Consider the following 17,745-nt stretch of genomic DNA (forward strand, 5'->3'; position numbering starts at 1 on the left):
TAAAGGCTATCTTCGTTTCATAGGCTGATACTGCCATTGTTGAGAAATGAAGATAAGGTTGTCTGTCTTTCTCCTTATATGAATGAGTAGACCATAAAAAAAACAGGTATATCCGGATTGGATACACCTGTTTAAAAGAGAGTTTATGAAATCAGCTCGAATTGTTTATTTGATATAGCCATAGTATTCATCATCCGTAGAACAAGCCCACCATACAGGACAAGACCAGATCGCATCTTTCATAGCTAACTTGTTGGATGCCTCCAGTTGTGACAAGTTATAACTGCTTTCGATAGAACTCTGTTGGAATCTTTGGAACCAGTAAGTCAGGTCTGAAGGAGATTGGCCGGTGATCTTGTTGGTGGCCGTAAACTCAGCAGGTCTCTTATAGTCAGGGTAGACGACACCGAAGTTGCCTACGTTTCCTGCACTGTAATTGAAGCGCCGCATATCATTCCAAACCTCCAAGTTGATTCCCAAGGCGATCGTCTTCTGTCTCATGATGTCCGCCATCGTCAAGTTGGACGCATCCTGGCACACCGCCTTACTGCTCATGTAAGCGGCAATGTCGCCGTCGTTCATCGGCATCTCATCAGGATTCGTGCTGCCTGCAGATTTCCATTCATTCAAACGGGTCTGCATTCTGTCGAAGTTTGCCTGTATGCCCTCTTTATATGCTGCTAAAGCCTTAGCCTTGTCGCCCATACGGAAATAAACCTCGGCCTTGATAAAGCACATTTCAGAGTAAGTCAGTAAGTCCGTATCAGAATTCGGACGAGCATAGAATGTTCCGGTACCTCCTATAAAGTCATAGCCCGATGCAGGATAATAGCACAAATCCGTGGCACTTCTTCCACTTGTCGAAAGACTGTTGCTTCGCATATTCACGTAAAGCGTATCTCCGGCACGCCGGTAGTCTGTCGTATTGCAATAGGCGGATCCCGGAGCATAGGTGACAGTCACCTTACTTCCCGATACCGAGACCGGATGAATCTTCCGCATGGCAGTGACAAAGGTGTTGAGTGCCGTCGCGTCACTGATGTCGTAAGTCAGGTTGACGGCAGCAGAGGTGGCATAACTGGCATTGACCGGGCCGCCATTCTGTCTGATATCGGAATTCATCATGTCAACTCCTGCATCCCTTGACCAACCATAACTCAGGACCTTTCCGGTCTTGTTCAAGGCGATGTCCTTCATCATCGCAGGTACGAGTTTGCTCATACGAGGGTCGATAATCCCTGATCCTCCAGTAAACTGATTGGTCAGTAAATTGATGTACCATCTGGTCTCCCTTTGGGTAGAGCCGTAAGCGGTATAATCCCAAACAGAGGAAGTTTGGTAAGGATCGCCAACTGTGAAATTGGTCTCATCACCGTCTACATTATAGTTCTTTACAGACGTGTTGTCATCATTGGACTGTGGTCCCTTTTCCAATGCATCCAGAATATCCTGAGGTTTGAACAGGTCAGACTTTTTGGATAGACGCAGCATATAGCGGGCCTTTAGCCCATAGCACAATTTCAACCATTTGTCCTTGTCACCTTCGTTCCAGATGTCTCCGTCAGAGAATTTGGTTGCCGAAGCCGGTTGCTCTTTCTGAAAATAAGTAATTGCCGAGTCAAGACAATCCATACATTGATAGTAGATCTTCTTTCCGTCATCATAACCGGGGTTGGTCTTTCCGGTAAAAGCTTCAGACATCGGACTCTCACCGTAGAGGTCGAGCATGGTCATAAAACTCATGGCCTTCAGGCAGAATCCTGCTCCTTCATAGGAATAAGCATTCTCTTCCTTTGCCCGGTTGATCATAGGGTCTATATTTACTCCGGCACCCAGATAAATGTTCTGATAGACAGTGACAGAGACAACTTGGGTCGGATTCCATGCAGCCAGGAGACCGGCGCTGCTGGCGGTGGATGTTTGGGTGAGCAGTCCTGCGATCGTGCACGCCCTCATACTGGCACAGCCCCAGGCATAGGTATAGTAGTTTTCTATCCAAGGCAGGCGCTCTTTGATGGCTGCATTTTCTGATGTCGGGTTGTCAGGGTCAGTATTGACATCCAGATAGTTGTTACATGAAGCGGCTGTGGATAAGATAAAAGCGCCGAATAGTATATACTTTATTATTTTCATAATAGTTTTCTTTAGAATGTAATATTGATGCCGAACGAGAAGCCGGCTGTAGAAGGAACACCGCAATAGTCTATGCCGGAGGAGCCTGAACCGCCTGTGCCTGAACCGGCTGCGCTGACTTCCGGATCAAGTCCTTTGTAGTTGGTGATCAGAAGAAGGTTGGTTCCGGTCAGTGTGGCTACTAATCCCTTGATGATATGCTGGCTCTTCAGGAGGTCCTTGAAATCATAAGACAAGGAAATGGAACGTAGTCTGATCCAATTTGTCTTGGTGATGAAGTTGTCTGCATTCAAACAATAATTCTGCCAGTACTGCTGGATCATATAGTCTCCTGATTTTGTGGCACCATTGACTACATAGTTCTTCCCGGACTCATAAGTGTAGCTTACGTCTTTACCGGTAGTACTGGAAACACCATTTACAGTGACCTGTTTCCGATCCAGGGTCTTCGTGCTGAGGCCGTTGCTGATCAGGTAATATTCAGTTCCGTTATAGATATCTCCCCCTAATCTCAAATCGAGCAGGAAGGAAAGGTTGAAGTTCTTATAAGTCAAACTGTTGTTCAGTCCTCCTATCATCTTCGGTTCACGGTTTCCTACGATGTTCGTCGTCACCTTACTGTCTTCGTAAAGTCCCGTCGTTTCGTCTACAATGTAGTGGTCTTTGCCATCACCGCCTTTTGCCGTAAGAAACTGGTCACCTGTCAAGCCTTGGAAATAACCGTTGGGGATAGAACCGGCTTTGGCTCCACCTACTTGAGCGTCAGTTACGTAAAATACGCCTACACCGTCTATGAACTTCCCCAGTCGGCCTCTGTTGCCGGATAGACTCAAGGTCGTTTCCCATTGAAAATTATTTGTCATGATCGGTTTTCCTGTTATGGCCAATTCCATACCTTTATTGGTGACAGAACCGCCGTTGAGCGTCAGGAAGATATAACCGGTAGACTGTGTCAGACGAGGAGAACAGATCTGATTTCTGGTCTTGGTATAATAGTAGGTATAGTCAACACTTAAACGGTCATTGAAGAAATGCAATTCTGTTCCAAGTTCGTTAGCTGTCTGAATTTCAGGTTTCAGGTCATAACTTCCTCCCGTCCAGTTGTTGCCCAGGGCGAGTTTGCCGCCATTGACAGTCGCTACAGGCCACAAGTAAAAACTCGTGGAATAGGGATCAGCATCCTTTCCGACTTGAGCCCATGAAGCACGAATCTTGCCGAACGAAAGAATATTGTTCTTGGGGAGCAGTTCTGAAAATACAAAACTCCCCGATACAGAAGGATAAAAATAGGAGCGGTTTTTAACTGGCAATGTCGAGGACCAGTCATTGCGCCCTGAAACGGTCAGGTAAGCCAAACTTTTGTAGGAGGCGCGGAACTCACCGTAAACACCGACCAGGCGCTTCCGGATGGTCTGGTCTCTCAGGAACTGATCAGCAGTGGCAATATTACTGAAACTGATTACTCCGGGTGAAACGAAATCGTATCCCCAATCCGTATTGTTCAGTATTTTGGTGCTTTCAGTAGTTGTACCCAGCAGGAGATTGAAATCAAAATCACCAAAGGTTTTGTTCATGTTGGACATGACGTTGGTCGAGATATATTGGTAATCTTCCCGACTCTTGCTGAGGAATCCGTTCTGGTATTTCTCCAGCAAGGCGCCACCGGGGGCCTCATACGTATAGGAGTTGGTCGTATACTTATCAATACCCGTCCTGGCTGTGATGTTCCACCAAGGCGTCAGTTTCAGTTCGGCATACAGTGATCCTGTGAAGCGTGACGTCTCATCGGTCATTTTGTTCTTGTTCAAGATCCAGTACGGGTTTTCTACGTCATCCTGCAAGTCCTGAAGGCCTTCGAACATCCGGTATTTTGAGCCGTCATCATTCAGATAATGCTTCATGTCATCACTGGGAGACCAGCCATAGACAGCTTCCAAAGCACCGTTTCCGCCTTGTCCGGAAATACCTCCTGCCGTGAGGGTCTTTTTCGTGTTGGCCTGGGAATAGGCTACTCCGGCACCGACAGTCAGGAAGTCACCATATTTCTGTTCTCCGTTGAAACGGAATGTGGTCTTCTTGAAATCGGTCGTCGGGATGATACCTGTCTGATCATAATTGGATCCGGAAACATAGAAGTTGTTGTTCTTGCCTCCACCTGATACACTTACGCTGTTATCAAAGATGTTTCCACCCTGAAAGAAATCACCTAGGTTATCATACGATTTTCCATCGATCTCCTTTCCCCATGACTGGGTCGTGTAGTCGCTGAAGGTACCTGCCTCATTGTAATAGCCTCGGCCATAGGTCTTCTGTATATCCGGCAGGCGGTTTGCCCACGAATAGGTATACTTGCTGTCTACATTTACACGTACAGTGCCCTCTTTACCTTTTTTCGTCGTGATGATGATGACGCCGTTTCCGGCACGTGAACCATAAAGGGCAGCAGCGGCGGCACCTTTAAGGACAGATATGTTTTCAATATCCTCAGGGTTGATATCCATCACACGGTTGCTGAAGGTCGTAGCGGTCTTTGTTACACCGTCAGTGGCTGAATTGCCGCTGTTGACGGTAGAGTTGTCATAGATGATCCCATCGACAACGAACAGAGGTTGGTTGTCTCGGGTTTCACTTGCAGAGTTACCGCCACGGATCACAATATTAGAGCCGGCTCCTGCAGAACCGCCCGACTGCGTGATGTTCAATCCCGGTATTTTGCCGTCAAGGGAGTTGATGACGTTAGTGGATTTGTTCTTTAATAGTTCCGCGGAGTTCATATCCGAAACGGAATAGCCCAATGCTTTCCGGTCTTTCTTGATTCCCATTGCCGTCACGACGACTTCATTCAGGGAATGGGAGTTTTCTTCAAGGACGATCTTGTAACTTGAAGCATTTGTTATAGTGACCTTTTTGTCGACAAAACCTAAATAGGAAATGTGCAATACACTTCCGACTGGTACATTTAATGTGAACTGGCCGTCAACATCAGTGACAACCCCCGAGTGTGTACCATCCACTCTAATACTTGCCCCGATGACAGGATCACCTGACGGGCTCACAACTTGTCCTGAAATACGCCTTAAATTTCCATTGTCTTGTTGTAATATCTCATTAGATGTTGTCGAAGGAAGATGAGCTGATATCCCCCCTATAGGCAATCCTAACAACAAACAGGACAAAAGTGACAAAGAGTAACGTTTCTTTATACAACTAAAATTTTAATTTTAAATCCGTAAGCATGATCATGCTATTCATAAACCCAATTATTATTACATCTCTCGACATTCTTTTTCTTTATAGAATTTTGTGATTGATTCAATTCCCCAGATCATTGTTGACTTCATTTGCCAATTCCTCAGTTGGATAACGTAATGGTGTTTGTTGGAAACTAACGAGAAATCCTGTCGATCAAAATCTGTTTACTGTCGTCGTCTTATCCTCATTAAATCTCTTTTAATCCAAACTTTGTTATATGTACAAAGTGATTCCGTTATTGCTTTATATATTCCTATGTGATTATTATAGGCGCAAAGTTATATCTTTTTATCGTATTGTGATATATTTTAATGTCGTTTTGAGTATTATACTAGTTGTGCATTTCGAATTGATAGTAATTACTATACTTTATATTACTTATTGATATAGTATATTGTTAATTACAACCGAATCGTAATAATAAATAGTTTATTTATTTATATTAGGAATTGTCTGTCGAAGTAATTCGTAAAATTTGTACCTTTGCAGCAACGTGTGTGACCTTTGATATAAAAGAGGTTTTCCACTATAAATTTCCGCGATCTGTCTTCCTTTATCATTTCAGGAAGAAAGGTGAATTTGTATTTGAGATTAGAATAGGGAGGAATAAGTAAAAAGATGAAAAAACGGATGAGTGTCTTATCGAATTATAATTTTTTACTATCTTTGTCTCAAATCTAAATCGCATGGAAATGAAAAATCAGTTGCTGGCTTTCCTTTTGTTTTTTATGGGTTGTACTGTGGGAATGGCACACTCTTCTCAGGATAATCAGGTTCTTAACGGTGATGCTCAGACATCGATTTATTTGCCTATGCTTCAAAACAAAAGGGTAGCTCTCTTTTCCAATCATACGGGTATGGTGAACGGACAACATATCCTTGATCACCTATTGGCGTGCCACATGAAAGTGACCTGTATCCTCTCTCCTGAACATGGCTTCCGGGGGAATGCCGATGCTGGGGAACAAGTTGGCAACAGTGTAGACCCTCAGACGGGAATCCCTATCCGTTCTCTTTACGAAAGTGGTGACAGTACGAGTTTGGGAGCTTATCTTAAGAAAAACGCGGATATCTTAGTTATTGATATTCAGGATGTGGGACTTCGGTTTTATACCTATTATATAAGTATGTATCAGTTGATGGATCAATGTGCCCAACTGAATCTGCCGGTCCTAATCCTTGATCGCGCCAATCCCAACGGCTTTTATGTCGACGGTCCCATACTCGACATGAAATATAAGTCGGGAGTGGGCATCCTCCCTATACCTGTCGTCTATGGGATGACTTTGGGAGAATTGGCACGTATGATCAACGGGGAAGGGTGGTTGACAGACAAACGGGTTTGTCCGCTCACTGTTGTTCCGTGCAAGAACTACACGCACCGGACAAAATACCGGATCACGGTGGCTCCCTCTCCGAACCTACCAAATATGAAAGCTGTATACCTTTATCCATCCTTGTGTTATTTTGAAGGGACGGTTGTCAGTTTGGGAAGGGGGACCGATTTTCCTTTTCAGGTCTATGGGCATCCGAATATGAAGGGGTGTACCTTTACGTTTACACCCCGCAGCAAGGTAGGAGCGAAGAATCCGCCTTTGCTCAACCGGAAATGTTATGGCGTGGACTTGAGGAATGTTTCGGATCAGGAGATATGGCGGAAAGGACTCGACCTGAGTTATATCATCGATGCCTATCACAAGTTGGGTGTCGGGGATCAATTCTTCACGTCCTTTTTCGAAAAACTGATTGGTGTGGATTACGTGCGGAAGATGATCGAACAGGGGAAAACTGCCGATGAGATCAAGGCCTGCTGGAAAGCAGACGTCGTGAAATTCAAGCAGCAGCGTGCGCCATACCTGTTGTACCGTGACGAATGAGAGAAAACTGACATCTGTTATATGAAAAAATCATCCGATATTTAATATTCTGAGATATGTCTCCAACAATTATTCTGATTACCGTAGTTGCTTATTTTGTCGTACTCTTTGCCGTCTCGTTCTTTTCCGGGCATCAGGCAGACAATGCTGCCTTTTTCACCGGCAACCGCCAGTCGAAATGGTATATGGTCGCCTTTGCTATGATCGGTGCCAGCATTTCCGGAGTGACGTATGTCTCTGTTCCGGGAATGGTGAATGTCAGTGGATTCGGTTATCTGCAACTTGTCATGGGATTCATCGTGGGACAGTTGATCATTGCCTTTATCCTGACACCTTTATTTTATAGGATGCATCTTACCTCGATCTATCAGTATCTCAGTGACCGTTTTGGCATGGCCTCCTATCATACCGGCGCATGGTTCTTCTTCATTTCCAAGATGCTTGGCGCTGCCGTCCGGTTGTTCCTTGTCTGCATTACCCTGCAACTGCTCGCTTTCGGACCTTTGGACATCCCTTTTTGGGTGAATGTCATCTTTTCCGTTGGCCTAGTGTGGCTTTATACTTTCAAGGGAGGTGTGAAGTCCATTATCTGGACTGACTCCCTGAAAACTTTATGTCTGGTCGTCTCTGTCGTGCTCTGCATCTATTTTATTGCCCACGACATGAATTTCTCTTTCATGACGATGATGAAGAAGGTCGGAGACAGCACTTATAGTAAGGTGTTTTTCTTTGATGACGTCAATGACAAGGAGTATTTCTTCAAGCAGTTCTTTGCAGGGATCTTCACCATGGTGGCCATGAACGGCCTCGATCAGGATATGATGCAGCGCAATCTGAGTTGCCGGAATTACCGTGAGTCACAGAAGAATATGATCATCAGTATTCTGCTGCAGTTTGTCGTTGTCGCCACCTTCCTAGTGCTCGGCGTCCTGTTGTATTTCTTTGCTTCAGCTCATGGCATTAAAGATATTGGTGACAAACTTTTCCCCGTGGTCGCTACCGGAGGGTATCTCCCTGTGATCGTCGGCATACTCTTTATCATCGGGTTCGTCTCATCGGCTTATAATGCCGCAGGTTCGGCCCTGACTGCATTGACGACATCGTTCACGGTCGACATCCTAGGGATAAAAGGCAAGAGCGAAGCGCAGGTTTCCCATATCAGACGTCAAGTACATCTCGGCATGGCACTGCTCATGGTCCTGACAATCATCGTCTTTAATATTCTGAACAATACCAGTGTCATTGACGCCGTCTACATCTTGGCAAGTTATACCTATGGGCCGATCTTGGGGATGTTTGCCTTCGGCATGATCATCAGAAAACCCGTCCGTGACAAATTTGTTCCGGTCGTTGCCTTGGCTGCCCCCTGTCTCTGCCTTATCCTCGACGAAAATTCAGAACGCTGGTTCAATGGTTATCATTTCAGTTATGAGATATTGATCTTCAATGCCCTCTTTACGTTTATCGGGATGTGCCTGTTGATCAAGAAAGAAGAGCATACAACTCAAAAAGCGATTAAGAAATTATAAATATAAATATGGTACACACTCGTTTTATCTTATTGTCTCTGTTTGTCGTTATCGGCATCACCGTTTCCGCCCAATCCCTGCAAAAGGTCTCTCCTGAAGAGGTAGGACTGGATGCCGGACAACTTGCCTATGCTGATCAACTGATAAATAATGCCATAGCGGAAGGCCGTACTCCCGGTGCTGTCCTGGCTGTGGTCCGTCATGGCAAGATGGCTTATCTGAAGGCCTATGGCAATCGTCAGGTTTATCCTTCCAAAAAACCGATGACAACAAACACGATTTTCGATATGGCTTCATGCAGCAAGAGTATGTCTACTGCCATTTGCGTGATGGCGCTCATGGAAAGGGGACAGCTGAGACCTTCAGATCCTGTAAATGAATACATACCCGATTTCAAAAGTTGGCGCGACGGCAAGGACAGCGTGACCATAAAGATCGTCGATCTGCTCACTCATACTTCCGGGTTGCCGCCTTATGCGCCTGTACAGGAACTGAAAGAGAAATACGGAGCCCCGAATCCGGAAAAACTGATGGACTATATTTCCACCTGCAAACGCGACTTCAAACCTGAGACCGATTTCCAATACAGTTGTCTGAACTATATCACCCTCCAGCATATCGTCGAGCGTCTTTCGCATCAGAGTCTGAGGGATTTTGCAGCGAAGAATATTTTCATTCCTCTGGGAATGGATCATACAGACTATTTGCCTTGCAAACAGGACCGTAAAGGCAAGTGGATCAACACGGACCGGCCACGTTGGATAAAGAATGGGGAGGCTGAAGGCGTGACTCCTATTGCCCCTACAGAGAAACAACCTGACGGAAGTGTGCTCTTGGGACAGGTGCATGATCCTTTGGCAAGGGTAATGAATGGAGGAATTTCAGGTAATGCGGGCGTGTTTACAACTGCTGATGACGTCGCCGTGCTCTGTGCCGCGCTCTTGAACGGCGGAACATGGAACGGGCATAGGATACTGCACCCGCTGACCGTGAAAATGATGACGACCGTACCTAAAGGCCTTGAAGCTTTCGGCAGAACGATGGGATGGGACAACTCGTCTCCTTACGCCTCTCTGAAAGGGGATATGCTCGGCAAGGATACCTATTGCCATTCCGGTTATACAGGAACGTCTATCGTCATAGACCCTGACCATGACCTTGCCATCATTCTGCTCACCAACGACGTTCATCCGGTAGACAAGACTAATGTCATCCGATTGCGCACAATGGTCGCGAATGTTGTGGCCGGTAGTCTTATCGGAAAATGAATCCCATCGGAAAGTGAATCCCGAACGCTTTTAGTCTTGATCGATGAAGCGCTTGGTGAGGTCCCCGTATTGGTCGATCCGACGATCTCTGAGGAAAGGCCACCAGCGACGTACTTCTTCGCTGTGGGCGAGGTCAACGTTCAAGACGATACTTTCCTCTTCTTTTTCACTGGCTTGGTAAAAGAGTTCGCCCTGAGGACCGGCTATAAAACTCGACCCCCAGAACTGGATGCCTTTAGTCTGTCCGCTGGGATCCGGTTCCAGTCCAACTCTGTTGACTGCTACTACAGGAATCCCGTTAGCGACAGCATGTCCGCGTTGTACGGTTGTCCATGCCTCCCTTTGCCGTTGCTGCTCGTCTTTGGAATCATGACTGTCGTACCCGATGGCCGTAGGATAGATGAGAATCTCAGCACCCTGAAGGGCCATGAGACGCGCAGCTTCAGGATACCATTGATCCCAGCAGACCATGACCCCAAGTTTGCCTAAAGATGTATTGATGGGGTGAAACCCCAAGTCGCCGGGCGTGAAATAGAATTTCTCATAATAAGCCGGATCGTCGGGGATATGCATCTTGCGGTATTTGCCGGCGATGGAGCCGTCTTTCTCTATGACGACTGCGGTATTGTGGTAAATACCGGCGGCACGCTTCTCGAAAAGAGAGGTGACGATCACCACTTTGAATTGCTTTGCCAATTCTCCGAACAGCCCTGTCGAGGGACCCGGAATGGGTTCTGCAAGATCGAAGTTATCTACGGATTCTGTCTGACAGAAGTAGACACTGTTGTGGAGTTCTTGAAGAACGATGAGTTGTGCGCCGCGTTTGGCGAGGTCATCGATGCCTTCTGCCAGGCGCTTGATATTGTCAGCGCGGTCTGTCGTGTTGTGTTGTTGGAGAATTCCTATTTTGATTTCTTTTGTATTCATCCTGTTTTCCTTTTGTTCTGGTTGCTCAATTCTTGTTTCTGATGATTCCTGTCGGGAATTGCATCGTCAGGCAGTGCAATGAGCCATGCTGCCGGATGACGGTGCGGGCGTCTATGCCGATGATCCTCTTGTCGGGGAAGGCTTTGGAAAGTATCTTGCCGCTCGACCGGTCTTTTTCTGCCTGGTGGTATGTCGGGTAGAGGATGGCGTGATTGGTGATGACGAAATTGGCGTATGTCGCAGGCAGCCGCTCTCCATCCTCGTAGATGGGATCCGGCATAGGCAACTCCAACAGTTGGTAGGGAGTACCGTTCAAAGTCCTCAAGGACTGCAGTTGCTGCTCCAAGAGTTTGAAATCTTCATATTGGGAGTCCTTCTCGTCCTGACATCCCATATATAATAAGGTGTCATTCGGGGCCGTCCTGACAATCGTGTCGATATGCCCGTCAGTATCATCACCCTCCAAAAGTCCATGTTCAAGCCAGATCATGCGTCGGGCACGAAAGACAAATTTGAGTTTCGATTCTATCTCTTCTTTTGTGAGGGGTTGGTTTCTGTGCGGGGCCATCAGACAATGGGTGGTCGTAAACAGAGTGCCTTCCCCGTCACTCTCGATGCTTCCGCCTTCAAGGACAAAATTTTCATGGTCTTCTCTTTCCCCATTGAATGCGCCTTGCTCATAAAGGCTGCGGTTGATCCGGTCATCGAGGTTTGAAGGAAACTTCTCCCCCCAACCGTTGAAATGAAAGTCGAGGAGAAGTCCTGCAGGTTGTCTGCCCTTATTATCTTGTTCCGGTGAATAGGATGTCTCGGTATTGGCAGGCACAGATGCTTTGACCGGTCTGTTGCTCTGGGGGAGTAGGGTGAGAAAGCCATGGTCTCGTGCCCATGTGTCATTCGTATCACAGGAATAGAAGAGAATATTCCCGATCAGTTTTTGCCCAAGTCGTTCTTTCAGGAGTTGTCTGACCGATTCGACATGTGGGGTGACGACCAGAACTTTTTCATCTTCAGCAATATGGCGTGCCAGTTCGACAAAGGTATCCGTGATCTCTTTAAGATACGGCTTCCAGTCTGTCCGGTCATGCGGCCACGTCAACTGAATGCCACTTTGCAATGCCCATTCTGCCGGAAGATAAAAGAGGTCGTTTTCTTTTGTTCTCGTCATAGTTCTTTGGTTTCTGATAAGATGATTTACAAAGGTAATCAAAAGTTTTGTGTCCGCCCTTTCCTGTGATGGAAAAATGACAGACAGGTTTGAAAAACAGTGGAGGGGCAGACCAACATCTGGGACACGTCTCAAGGATAAAGAGAAGAGGACTGTCAAATACGGTGAAAGAGATAGACAAAATTCGTTAAACTGACTATTTATCCTACTTTCTTTCAATGAAAATGACTATCTTTGTAAATTAAAAACATAGAAAGTGGAATAGCGTGAAAATACAGAAGGTGATTGATGCCCTTGAACAATTCGCGCCTTTGCCCCTGCAGGAAGACTATGATAATGCCGGCTTGCAAGTGGGATTAACAGAGGTGGAAGTCTCAGGGGCTTTATTGTGTCTGGACGTTACTGAGGCCATCATTGACGAGGCAGTGGAGAAAAACTGCAATCTTGTCGTCAGCCATCATCCCCTTATCTTTCATAAACTGCATCGTATAAGCGATGAGGATGCCGTGCAGCGGACGGTCAGAAAGGCTCTCGAACATCATGTGACTGTCGTTTCCATGCATACGAATATGGATGCCGTTGAGGGCGGAGTCAACTATAAGATAGCTGAAAAACTCGGCTTGCGGGATCTTCATTTCATCGGTAAGCGGCAGACTGTAGAGGTCAAAAGCCTTTCGGATGACAATATGCCCGTCTGTAAGCGTCATGGTGGTGAGGGTGTCATCGGTGAATTCCCCGAAATGGTGGCTGCGGATGATCTCGTGCTGATGCTGCGCCAGCGCTTTGAAGTGGAATGTGTGCAATGCAATCAATTGCTGAGGCGGGAGATCCGTAAGGTAGCTCTCTGTGGAGGTGCCGGGAGTTTTCTGCTGGATGAAGCTATTCGTGCAGGTGCTGACGCATTCATAACAGGCGAAATGCATTATCACGAATTCTTCGGTCATGACCAGCAGATTCAGATTTGCGTGATCGGGCATTATCAAAGTGAGCAATACACCAAGGAGATATTCCGTCAGATCATCGAAGACAAGTGTCCGGGTGTAAGATGCTGTCTGTCGGAACTCAATACGAACCCGATATTATATTTTTCTTAATCAGTAAATTCAATCAATAAAGTATAAAATTATGGCAAAGAAAGATCCTACGGATTTGACAGTTGAAGAGAAACTGAAGACTTTGTATCAGTTGCAGACGACCTTGTCAGCCGTTGATGAGAAACGAGAGTTAAGGGGTGAACTGCCTTTGGAAGTAAAGGACTTGGAAGATGAAATCGTCGGCTTGACTACGCGTTTGGAAAACATCCAGAAAAGTATAGCTGAGTTTCAGGCTGCCGTTAAGAAGAAAAAAGGTGAAATCACGGATGCACAGGCCAGTGTAGACCGCTATAAAAAGCAACTCGACGATGTTTCCAACAACCGTGAATACGATACGTTGAGCAAGGAAATCGAGTTTCAGACTCTGGAGATCCAACTTTGTGATAAGAAGATCAAAGAAGCTCTCGTCACTATCGATGAAAAGACTCGCGACCTGGAGAATGCCCAACAGATGCTCGATGACAAGAAGAAGGATCTGGAAGACAAGAAGAATGAACTTGACGAGATCATGGAGGAAACGCGTGTCGAGGAGGAGAAACTGAAGACGAAGGCTGCTGAATTGGAGAAGAAGATCGAGCCTCGCCTGTTGACGAGTTTCCTTCGCATCCGTAAAGGCGCACGCAATGGCTTGGGAATTGTAACGGTCCAGCGTGATGCCTGCGGTGGTTGCTTTAACAAAATCCCGCCACAGCATCAACTCGATATCAAGATGCATAAGAAAATCATTGTCTGCGAGTACTGTGGTCGCATTCTGATAGACCCTGAACTTGCCGGCATTAAAACGGAAGCAACTTCTAAAGAAGAGAAATCAAAGCGCAAGCGGACTGTGAGAAAGTCAACACGCAAGTCTGCTGAGACTGAGGATAAGGATTAAAATAAAGGAGAAGTCCTTTAAGGGATATAAAAGAGGAATTCTGTCTATTGAATAGACGGAGTTCCTCTTTTCTTGTCTGTTGATGGAGTCGTTCTTCCTCGTCAACCCTTACTTAAGGTATGACGTTGAAGATGTCAGGCCGTCAGGCCACAAGTATACTGCCGATGCGGAGAGAAGGTGTTGGCGCATTTGCCGGTGCCTATCCCTGATGGAATACATAGGATTAAACGGACATTGTGGACCAAAAAATGAGAACTCGCAGTTTCTCGAAAGGGAGCCGTCTCCTTTCTCGAATGTACCGCCCGCCTTTCTCGAAAGTGCCGTCCCTCTTTCGAGAAAGATAGATATGATACTTTGTGATTATTAATCAGTAATTTAAAACTTCAAATATGATATATTTGATGACTAAATTCATAATACTGATTCTACGGAGTGAGCCTCTTCCTAAATGTTTGGCGCTGATTTGAGAGTTTGCTGTAGTCTGGAGAACCAACCTGAAGACCATTGCATCAAGGCATCGAATACCCCTAATAATGTGAAATGCCAAATTGGCATTATTGCGTGACAATTTGTCTTGTTTCCCCTATAGGCACAGTAATTGCAAACTGCTTAGTGAAGCTCGGAAGTTCGAAAGAACCGAAGGACTTCAGAGAGTTTCAAAATCCTGCAGAATCGAGGAATTCTCAATAGAAGTTGAATAAATAAAGAAATAAAAATAGGAGGTATTTGATATGTTGCTTGCTCGTAGAAATAATAAATCAGATTTGATGTCAAACTTCTTTGACAACTTTTTTGATACAGACTTGGTTCCTATGATGAATACAACAGCACCTGCTGTCAATATCAAGGAAAATGATAAAACTTATACTATGGACATCGCAGTTCCCGGATTGAAAAAGGATTATTGCCTGGTCAATGTGGATAAGGACGGCAACTTGAACGTCAAGATAGAGTTCAAGAAAGAAGATAAGGATGAAAACAAGAAAGAACACTATCTTCGTCGCGAATTCTCTTATGGAGACTATGAACAGAGTTATGCCTTACCGGAAGATGTCGATCCTGAACATATTTCCGCTAAAGTCAACGAAGGCGTACTCGAGATTCAATTGCCGAAATTGGCTAAGACCGTAGAAAAGAATGTCCGTAAGATCGAAATCGCTTAAAAAGGCGTTTAAAAGAATTGATTATATTTCATAAATATATTTAACAAACTATATTTCTGAGGGCTTCCCCGATACCGTTTAGATGAATACGATATCCATCAGGCGGTAGGAGACCTGAAGAAAGATAAATAAGAAAGGAAATACATTATGTTACTTGCACGTAGAGATAATTCAGATTTGATGCCAAATTTCTTTGATCGGTTTTTTGATACTGATTGGGTTCCAATGATAAATACTACAGCTCCGGCTGTGAATGTCAAGGAGTCAGAAAAAGCATATACAATGGATGTCGCCTTCCCTGGACTGAAAAAAGAAAACTGCAATATCAGTGTGGATAAGGACGGCAACTTAGAGGTGAAGGTAGAGGCTAAGAAAGAAAATAAGGAAGAGAATAAGAAAGAGCACTATCTGCGCCGCGAGTTCTCTTACGGGAACTTTGAACAGAGTTATGTTCTGCCGGAAGATGTCAACAAAGAGCAGATCTCCGCTAAAGTCAATGACGGCGTGCTCGAAATTGAATTGCCGAAATTCCAGAAATCTGAAAAACAGCAAAATAGCCGCGTCATCAATGTCGATTAACTGGTGCGCGAACTGATTCATGACGATGAAACGAAAAGGATGTCACTCAAAGAGTGATGTCCTTTTTTTGTTGTGTACAGATGCCTTTTCAAACAATAATACGGTCGGTCTTGGAGCGGTGGAAAGTTGGTTATTCTCCATTTTTCCAGGTAAAAAGGTCTCTATTTCTAGGCATTTTTAATCTTTTTAGCTTTTTGTTTGGAGTTAATAATATTTTTTAGTACTTTTGTCTGGAATATTATGAATCTGAGATTTAGTGAAGAAGATTGGTTTCTATATTGTAATGATCATATTTCTTTGTTCGGCTTGTCAATTTAAGTGGAAGCCGTTCAATGATGACTTGTCTGAACCCAAACTGGAGATTCAGCGCTATGATCGTCTTGAGAGCCGGTATTTTACGACCGGTGACTATTCTGCCCTACAGCAGATGAATACGGATTATCCCATTGAAACCAGAACGCTTATAGAGAAAATGCTGCAGTTAGGGGAGATCTATGATCCTAACATGAGACAGAAGTTCCTGATCTACTTTCAGGATTCCACCCTCCAGTCGATTATCGCTGATGTGGAGACTGAATATGCCAATATGGATGACCTCAACGAAGAGTTGAAGAAAGCTTTCAGTAATCTGGAAGATTGGATTCCTGATATTCCCAAACCTGTTTTTTATGCCCAGATAGGAGCCCTGACGCAGAGCGTTGTCGTAGGGGACAAGTCGGTGGGCGTCTCTCTGGATAAATACCTCGGAGTCAACTATCCTTTGTACAAGAAGAATTACCCGTTCAATCAGCGTCAGTCGATGACGCGCGCCTTCGTCGTTCCGGACTGTATCAATTTCTATCTCCTCAGTTTATATCCCCTGAAAAACTCAGACCGGCGTACCCGCTGGGAGCATGACATGCATATGGGTAAACTGATGTGGATCACGAACAAGGCAATAGGTAATAATATTTACGATACACCTTATGTGCGGATCGTCAATCATTATATGAAGCATCACAAATTGTCTATTCCCGATCTGTTGAAGTTGGATGACTATTCGGTACTGAAATAGGCGCCCTTGTCCGGGATAATGGATCATTCTCAAATCATGTTCCTCATGAAGAAATTATTGACTTTTTTATTGGTTGTTTTTATGGTATCCGGTATAAATGCTGCGAAGGTCTTGGATCTGAAATCAATTGCTGCCGGTGATTTTGCAGGGCAGAAAATCAATGGCATCAACGCCATTCAGGGCACAGACCAGTATGCCAGCATTAGTAAAGACGGTAAACAGATTATAAAATATGCCTTCAAAACGGGTAAGAAACTGGCGGTATTGTTCGACGTCTCCAATACGAAAGGGGAGAAGATCGATAAGTTCTCCAGTTATATCATGAGCCCTGACGGTAAAAAACTGTTGATCTGTACAAATGTACAACCTGTCTACAGACGGTCCTATAGAGCGGATTTCTTCATTTATGACATGAAAAGCAGAGTGTTGAAAAAACTCTCACAGGGTGGATCTCAACAGATTCCGCTTTGGTCTCCTGACAACAAGCATATTGCTTTTGTAAGAAACAATAATATTTTCATTACAGACGGTGATCATGAGAGCCAGATCACTTCCGACGGTAAATTCAACTTTATCATCAATGGGATTCCTGATTGGGTCAATGAGGAGGAATTCAGTTTCAATACTGCGATGACCTGGAATGCCGACGGCTCTTCTTTGACATGGATAAAATATGATGAGAGTAAGGTGAAGACCTATATGATATGAACCCCAAAAGTTGGACGTTAATTGAACATTAATTATTTACTTCTCTATAATGAGCTCGGTATTGTACCGGGCTCATTCCATTTAATCTTAACTTGATTCTCTTTTCATTATACCATTTG

The 17,745-nt window shown here is 45.0% G+C and carries 13 protein-coding genes and 1 pseudogene; 9 read left to right on the forward strand and 5 right to left on the reverse strand.

Features of this window, described 5'->3' with window-relative positions:
* Positions 1-165: 165 nt before the first annotated feature.
* Both NG821_RS03900 and NG821_RS03905 read right to left on the reverse strand, forming a co-directional pair.
* On the reverse strand, positions 166-2,133 hold the full coding sequence (locus NG821_RS03900; protein WP_252760354.1) for a SusD/RagB family nutrient-binding outer membrane lipoprotein: 1,968 nt from the start codon (positions 2,131-2,133) through the stop codon (positions 166-168).
* An 11-nt stretch (positions 2,134-2,144) separates the two neighbouring features.
* Positions 2,145-5,300 (reverse strand): SusC/RagA family TonB-linked outer membrane protein, encoded by a 3,156-nt coding sequence (locus NG821_RS03905; RefSeq protein ID WP_252760355.1) that lies wholly within the window; start codon positions 5,298-5,300, stop codon positions 2,145-2,147.
* 777 nt (positions 5,301-6,077) lie between these two features.
* On the opposite strand from NG821_RS03905, the gene NG821_RS03910 reads away from it, so the two are divergent.
* The 3 genes and pseudogenes from NG821_RS03910 to NG821_RS03920 all read left to right on the forward strand — a co-directional run.
* Complete coding sequence (locus NG821_RS03910; protein ID WP_394802054.1) at positions 6,078-7,262, forward strand: exo-beta-N-acetylmuramidase NamZ family protein; 1,185 nt, start codon at positions 6,078-6,080, stop codon at positions 7,260-7,262.
* Between the two features lie 56 nt (positions 7,263-7,318).
* The gene (locus NG821_RS03915; RefSeq protein WP_252760356.1) at positions 7,319-8,791 is read left to right on the forward strand and encodes a sodium:solute symporter; all 1,473 of its coding nucleotides are present in this window, start codon (positions 7,319-7,321) and stop codon (positions 8,789-8,791) included.
* Between the two features lie 8 nt (positions 8,792-8,799).
* Positions 8,800-10,047, forward strand: a pseudogene (locus tag NG821_RS03920) (serine hydrolase domain-containing protein); the annotation flags it as partial.
* 42 nt (positions 10,048-10,089) lie between these two features.
* Here NG821_RS03920 and NG821_RS03925 read toward each other — a convergent pair.
* Complete coding sequence (locus NG821_RS03925; RefSeq protein WP_262921854.1) at positions 10,090-10,986, reverse strand: carbon-nitrogen hydrolase; 897 nt, start codon at positions 10,984-10,986, stop codon at positions 10,090-10,092.
* Between the two features lie 25 nt (positions 10,987-11,011).
* Entirely contained in the window at positions 11,012-12,154 is a 1,143-nt protein-coding gene (locus tag NG821_RS03930) for an agmatine deiminase family protein (protein ID WP_252760357.1), read from the reverse strand.
* A 266-nt stretch (positions 12,155-12,420) separates the two neighbouring features.
* On the opposite strand from NG821_RS03930, the gene NG821_RS03935 reads away from it, so the two are divergent.
* The 6 genes from NG821_RS03935 to NG821_RS03960 all read left to right on the forward strand — a co-directional run bounded on the left by NG821_RS03935 (position 12,421) and on the right by NG821_RS03960 (position 17,626).
* Positions 12,421-13,248 (forward strand): Nif3-like dinuclear metal center hexameric protein, encoded by an 828-nt coding sequence (locus NG821_RS03935; RefSeq protein WP_252760358.1) that lies wholly within the window; start codon positions 12,421-12,423, stop codon positions 13,246-13,248.
* A gap of 31 nt (positions 13,249-13,279) precedes the next feature.
* A complete protein-coding gene (locus NG821_RS03940; protein ID WP_252760359.1) occupies positions 13,280-14,122 on the forward strand; it encodes a zinc ribbon domain-containing protein in 843 nt (280 codons plus the stop codon).
* Between the two features lie 812 nt (positions 14,123-14,934).
* On the forward strand, positions 14,935-15,285 hold the full coding sequence (locus NG821_RS03945) for an Hsp20/alpha crystallin family protein (RefSeq protein ID WP_252760360.1): 351 nt from the start codon (positions 14,935-14,937) through the stop codon (positions 15,283-15,285).
* Between the two features lie 147 nt (positions 15,286-15,432).
* A complete protein-coding gene (locus NG821_RS03950; protein ID WP_394802055.1) occupies positions 15,433-15,864 on the forward strand; it encodes an Hsp20/alpha crystallin family protein in 432 nt (143 codons plus the stop codon).
* Positions 15,865-16,120: 256 nt separating this feature from the next.
* Entirely contained in the window at positions 16,121-16,918 is a 798-nt protein-coding gene (locus tag NG821_RS03955) for a gliding motility protein GldB-related protein (protein WP_308570713.1), read from the forward strand.
* 45 nt (positions 16,919-16,963) lie between these two features.
* Complete coding sequence (locus tag NG821_RS03960; protein ID WP_252760362.1) at positions 16,964-17,626, forward strand: DPP IV N-terminal domain-containing protein; 663 nt, start codon at positions 16,964-16,966, stop codon at positions 17,624-17,626.
* 28 nt (positions 17,627-17,654) lie between these two features.
* Here NG821_RS03960 and NG821_RS12680 read toward each other — a convergent pair.
* A partial coding sequence (locus NG821_RS12680) for an IS3 family transposase (RefSeq protein ID WP_394802058.1) occupies positions 17,655-17,745 on the reverse strand: 91 nt, incomplete at its 5' end.

It is taken from the genome of Segatella cerevisiae (assembly GCF_024054555.1).
Classification (GTDB): domain Bacteria; phylum Bacteroidota; class Bacteroidia; order Bacteroidales; family Bacteroidaceae; genus Prevotella; species Prevotella cerevisiae.

What these genes read in the sequence shown, in the direction of transcription:
- NG821_RS03900 (WP_252760354.1), bottom strand. Translation starts at nt 2,133, where the DNA reads ATGAAAATAATAAAGTATATACTATTCGGCGCTTTTATCTTATCCACA.
- NG821_RS03910 (WP_394802054.1), top strand. Translation starts at nt 6,078, where the DNA reads ATGAAAAATCAGTTGCTGGCTTTCCTTTTGTTTTTTATGGGTTGTACT.
- NG821_RS03915 (WP_252760356.1), top strand. Translation starts at nt 7,319, where the DNA reads ATGTCTCCAACAATTATTCTGATTACCGTAGTTGCTTATTTTGTCGTA.
- NG821_RS03925 (WP_262921854.1), bottom strand. Translation starts at nt 10,986, where the DNA reads ATGAATACAAAAGAAATCAAAATAGGAATTCTCCAACAACACAACACG.
- NG821_RS03930 (WP_252760357.1), bottom strand. Translation starts at nt 12,154, where the DNA reads ATGACGAGAACAAAAGAAAACGACCTCTTTTATCTTCCGGCAGAATGG.
- NG821_RS03940 (WP_252760359.1), top strand. Translation starts at nt 13,280, where the DNA reads ATGGCAAAGAAAGATCCTACGGATTTGACAGTTGAAGAGAAACTGAAG.
- NG821_RS03945 (WP_252760360.1), top strand. Translation starts at nt 14,935, where the DNA reads ATGATGAATACAACAGCACCTGCTGTCAATATCAAGGAAAATGATAAA.
- NG821_RS03950 (WP_394802055.1), top strand. Translation starts at nt 15,433, where the DNA reads ATGTTACTTGCACGTAGAGATAATTCAGATTTGATGCCAAATTTCTTT.
- NG821_RS03960 (WP_252760362.1), top strand. Translation starts at nt 16,964, where the DNA reads ATGAAGAAATTATTGACTTTTTTATTGGTTGTTTTTATGGTATCCGGT.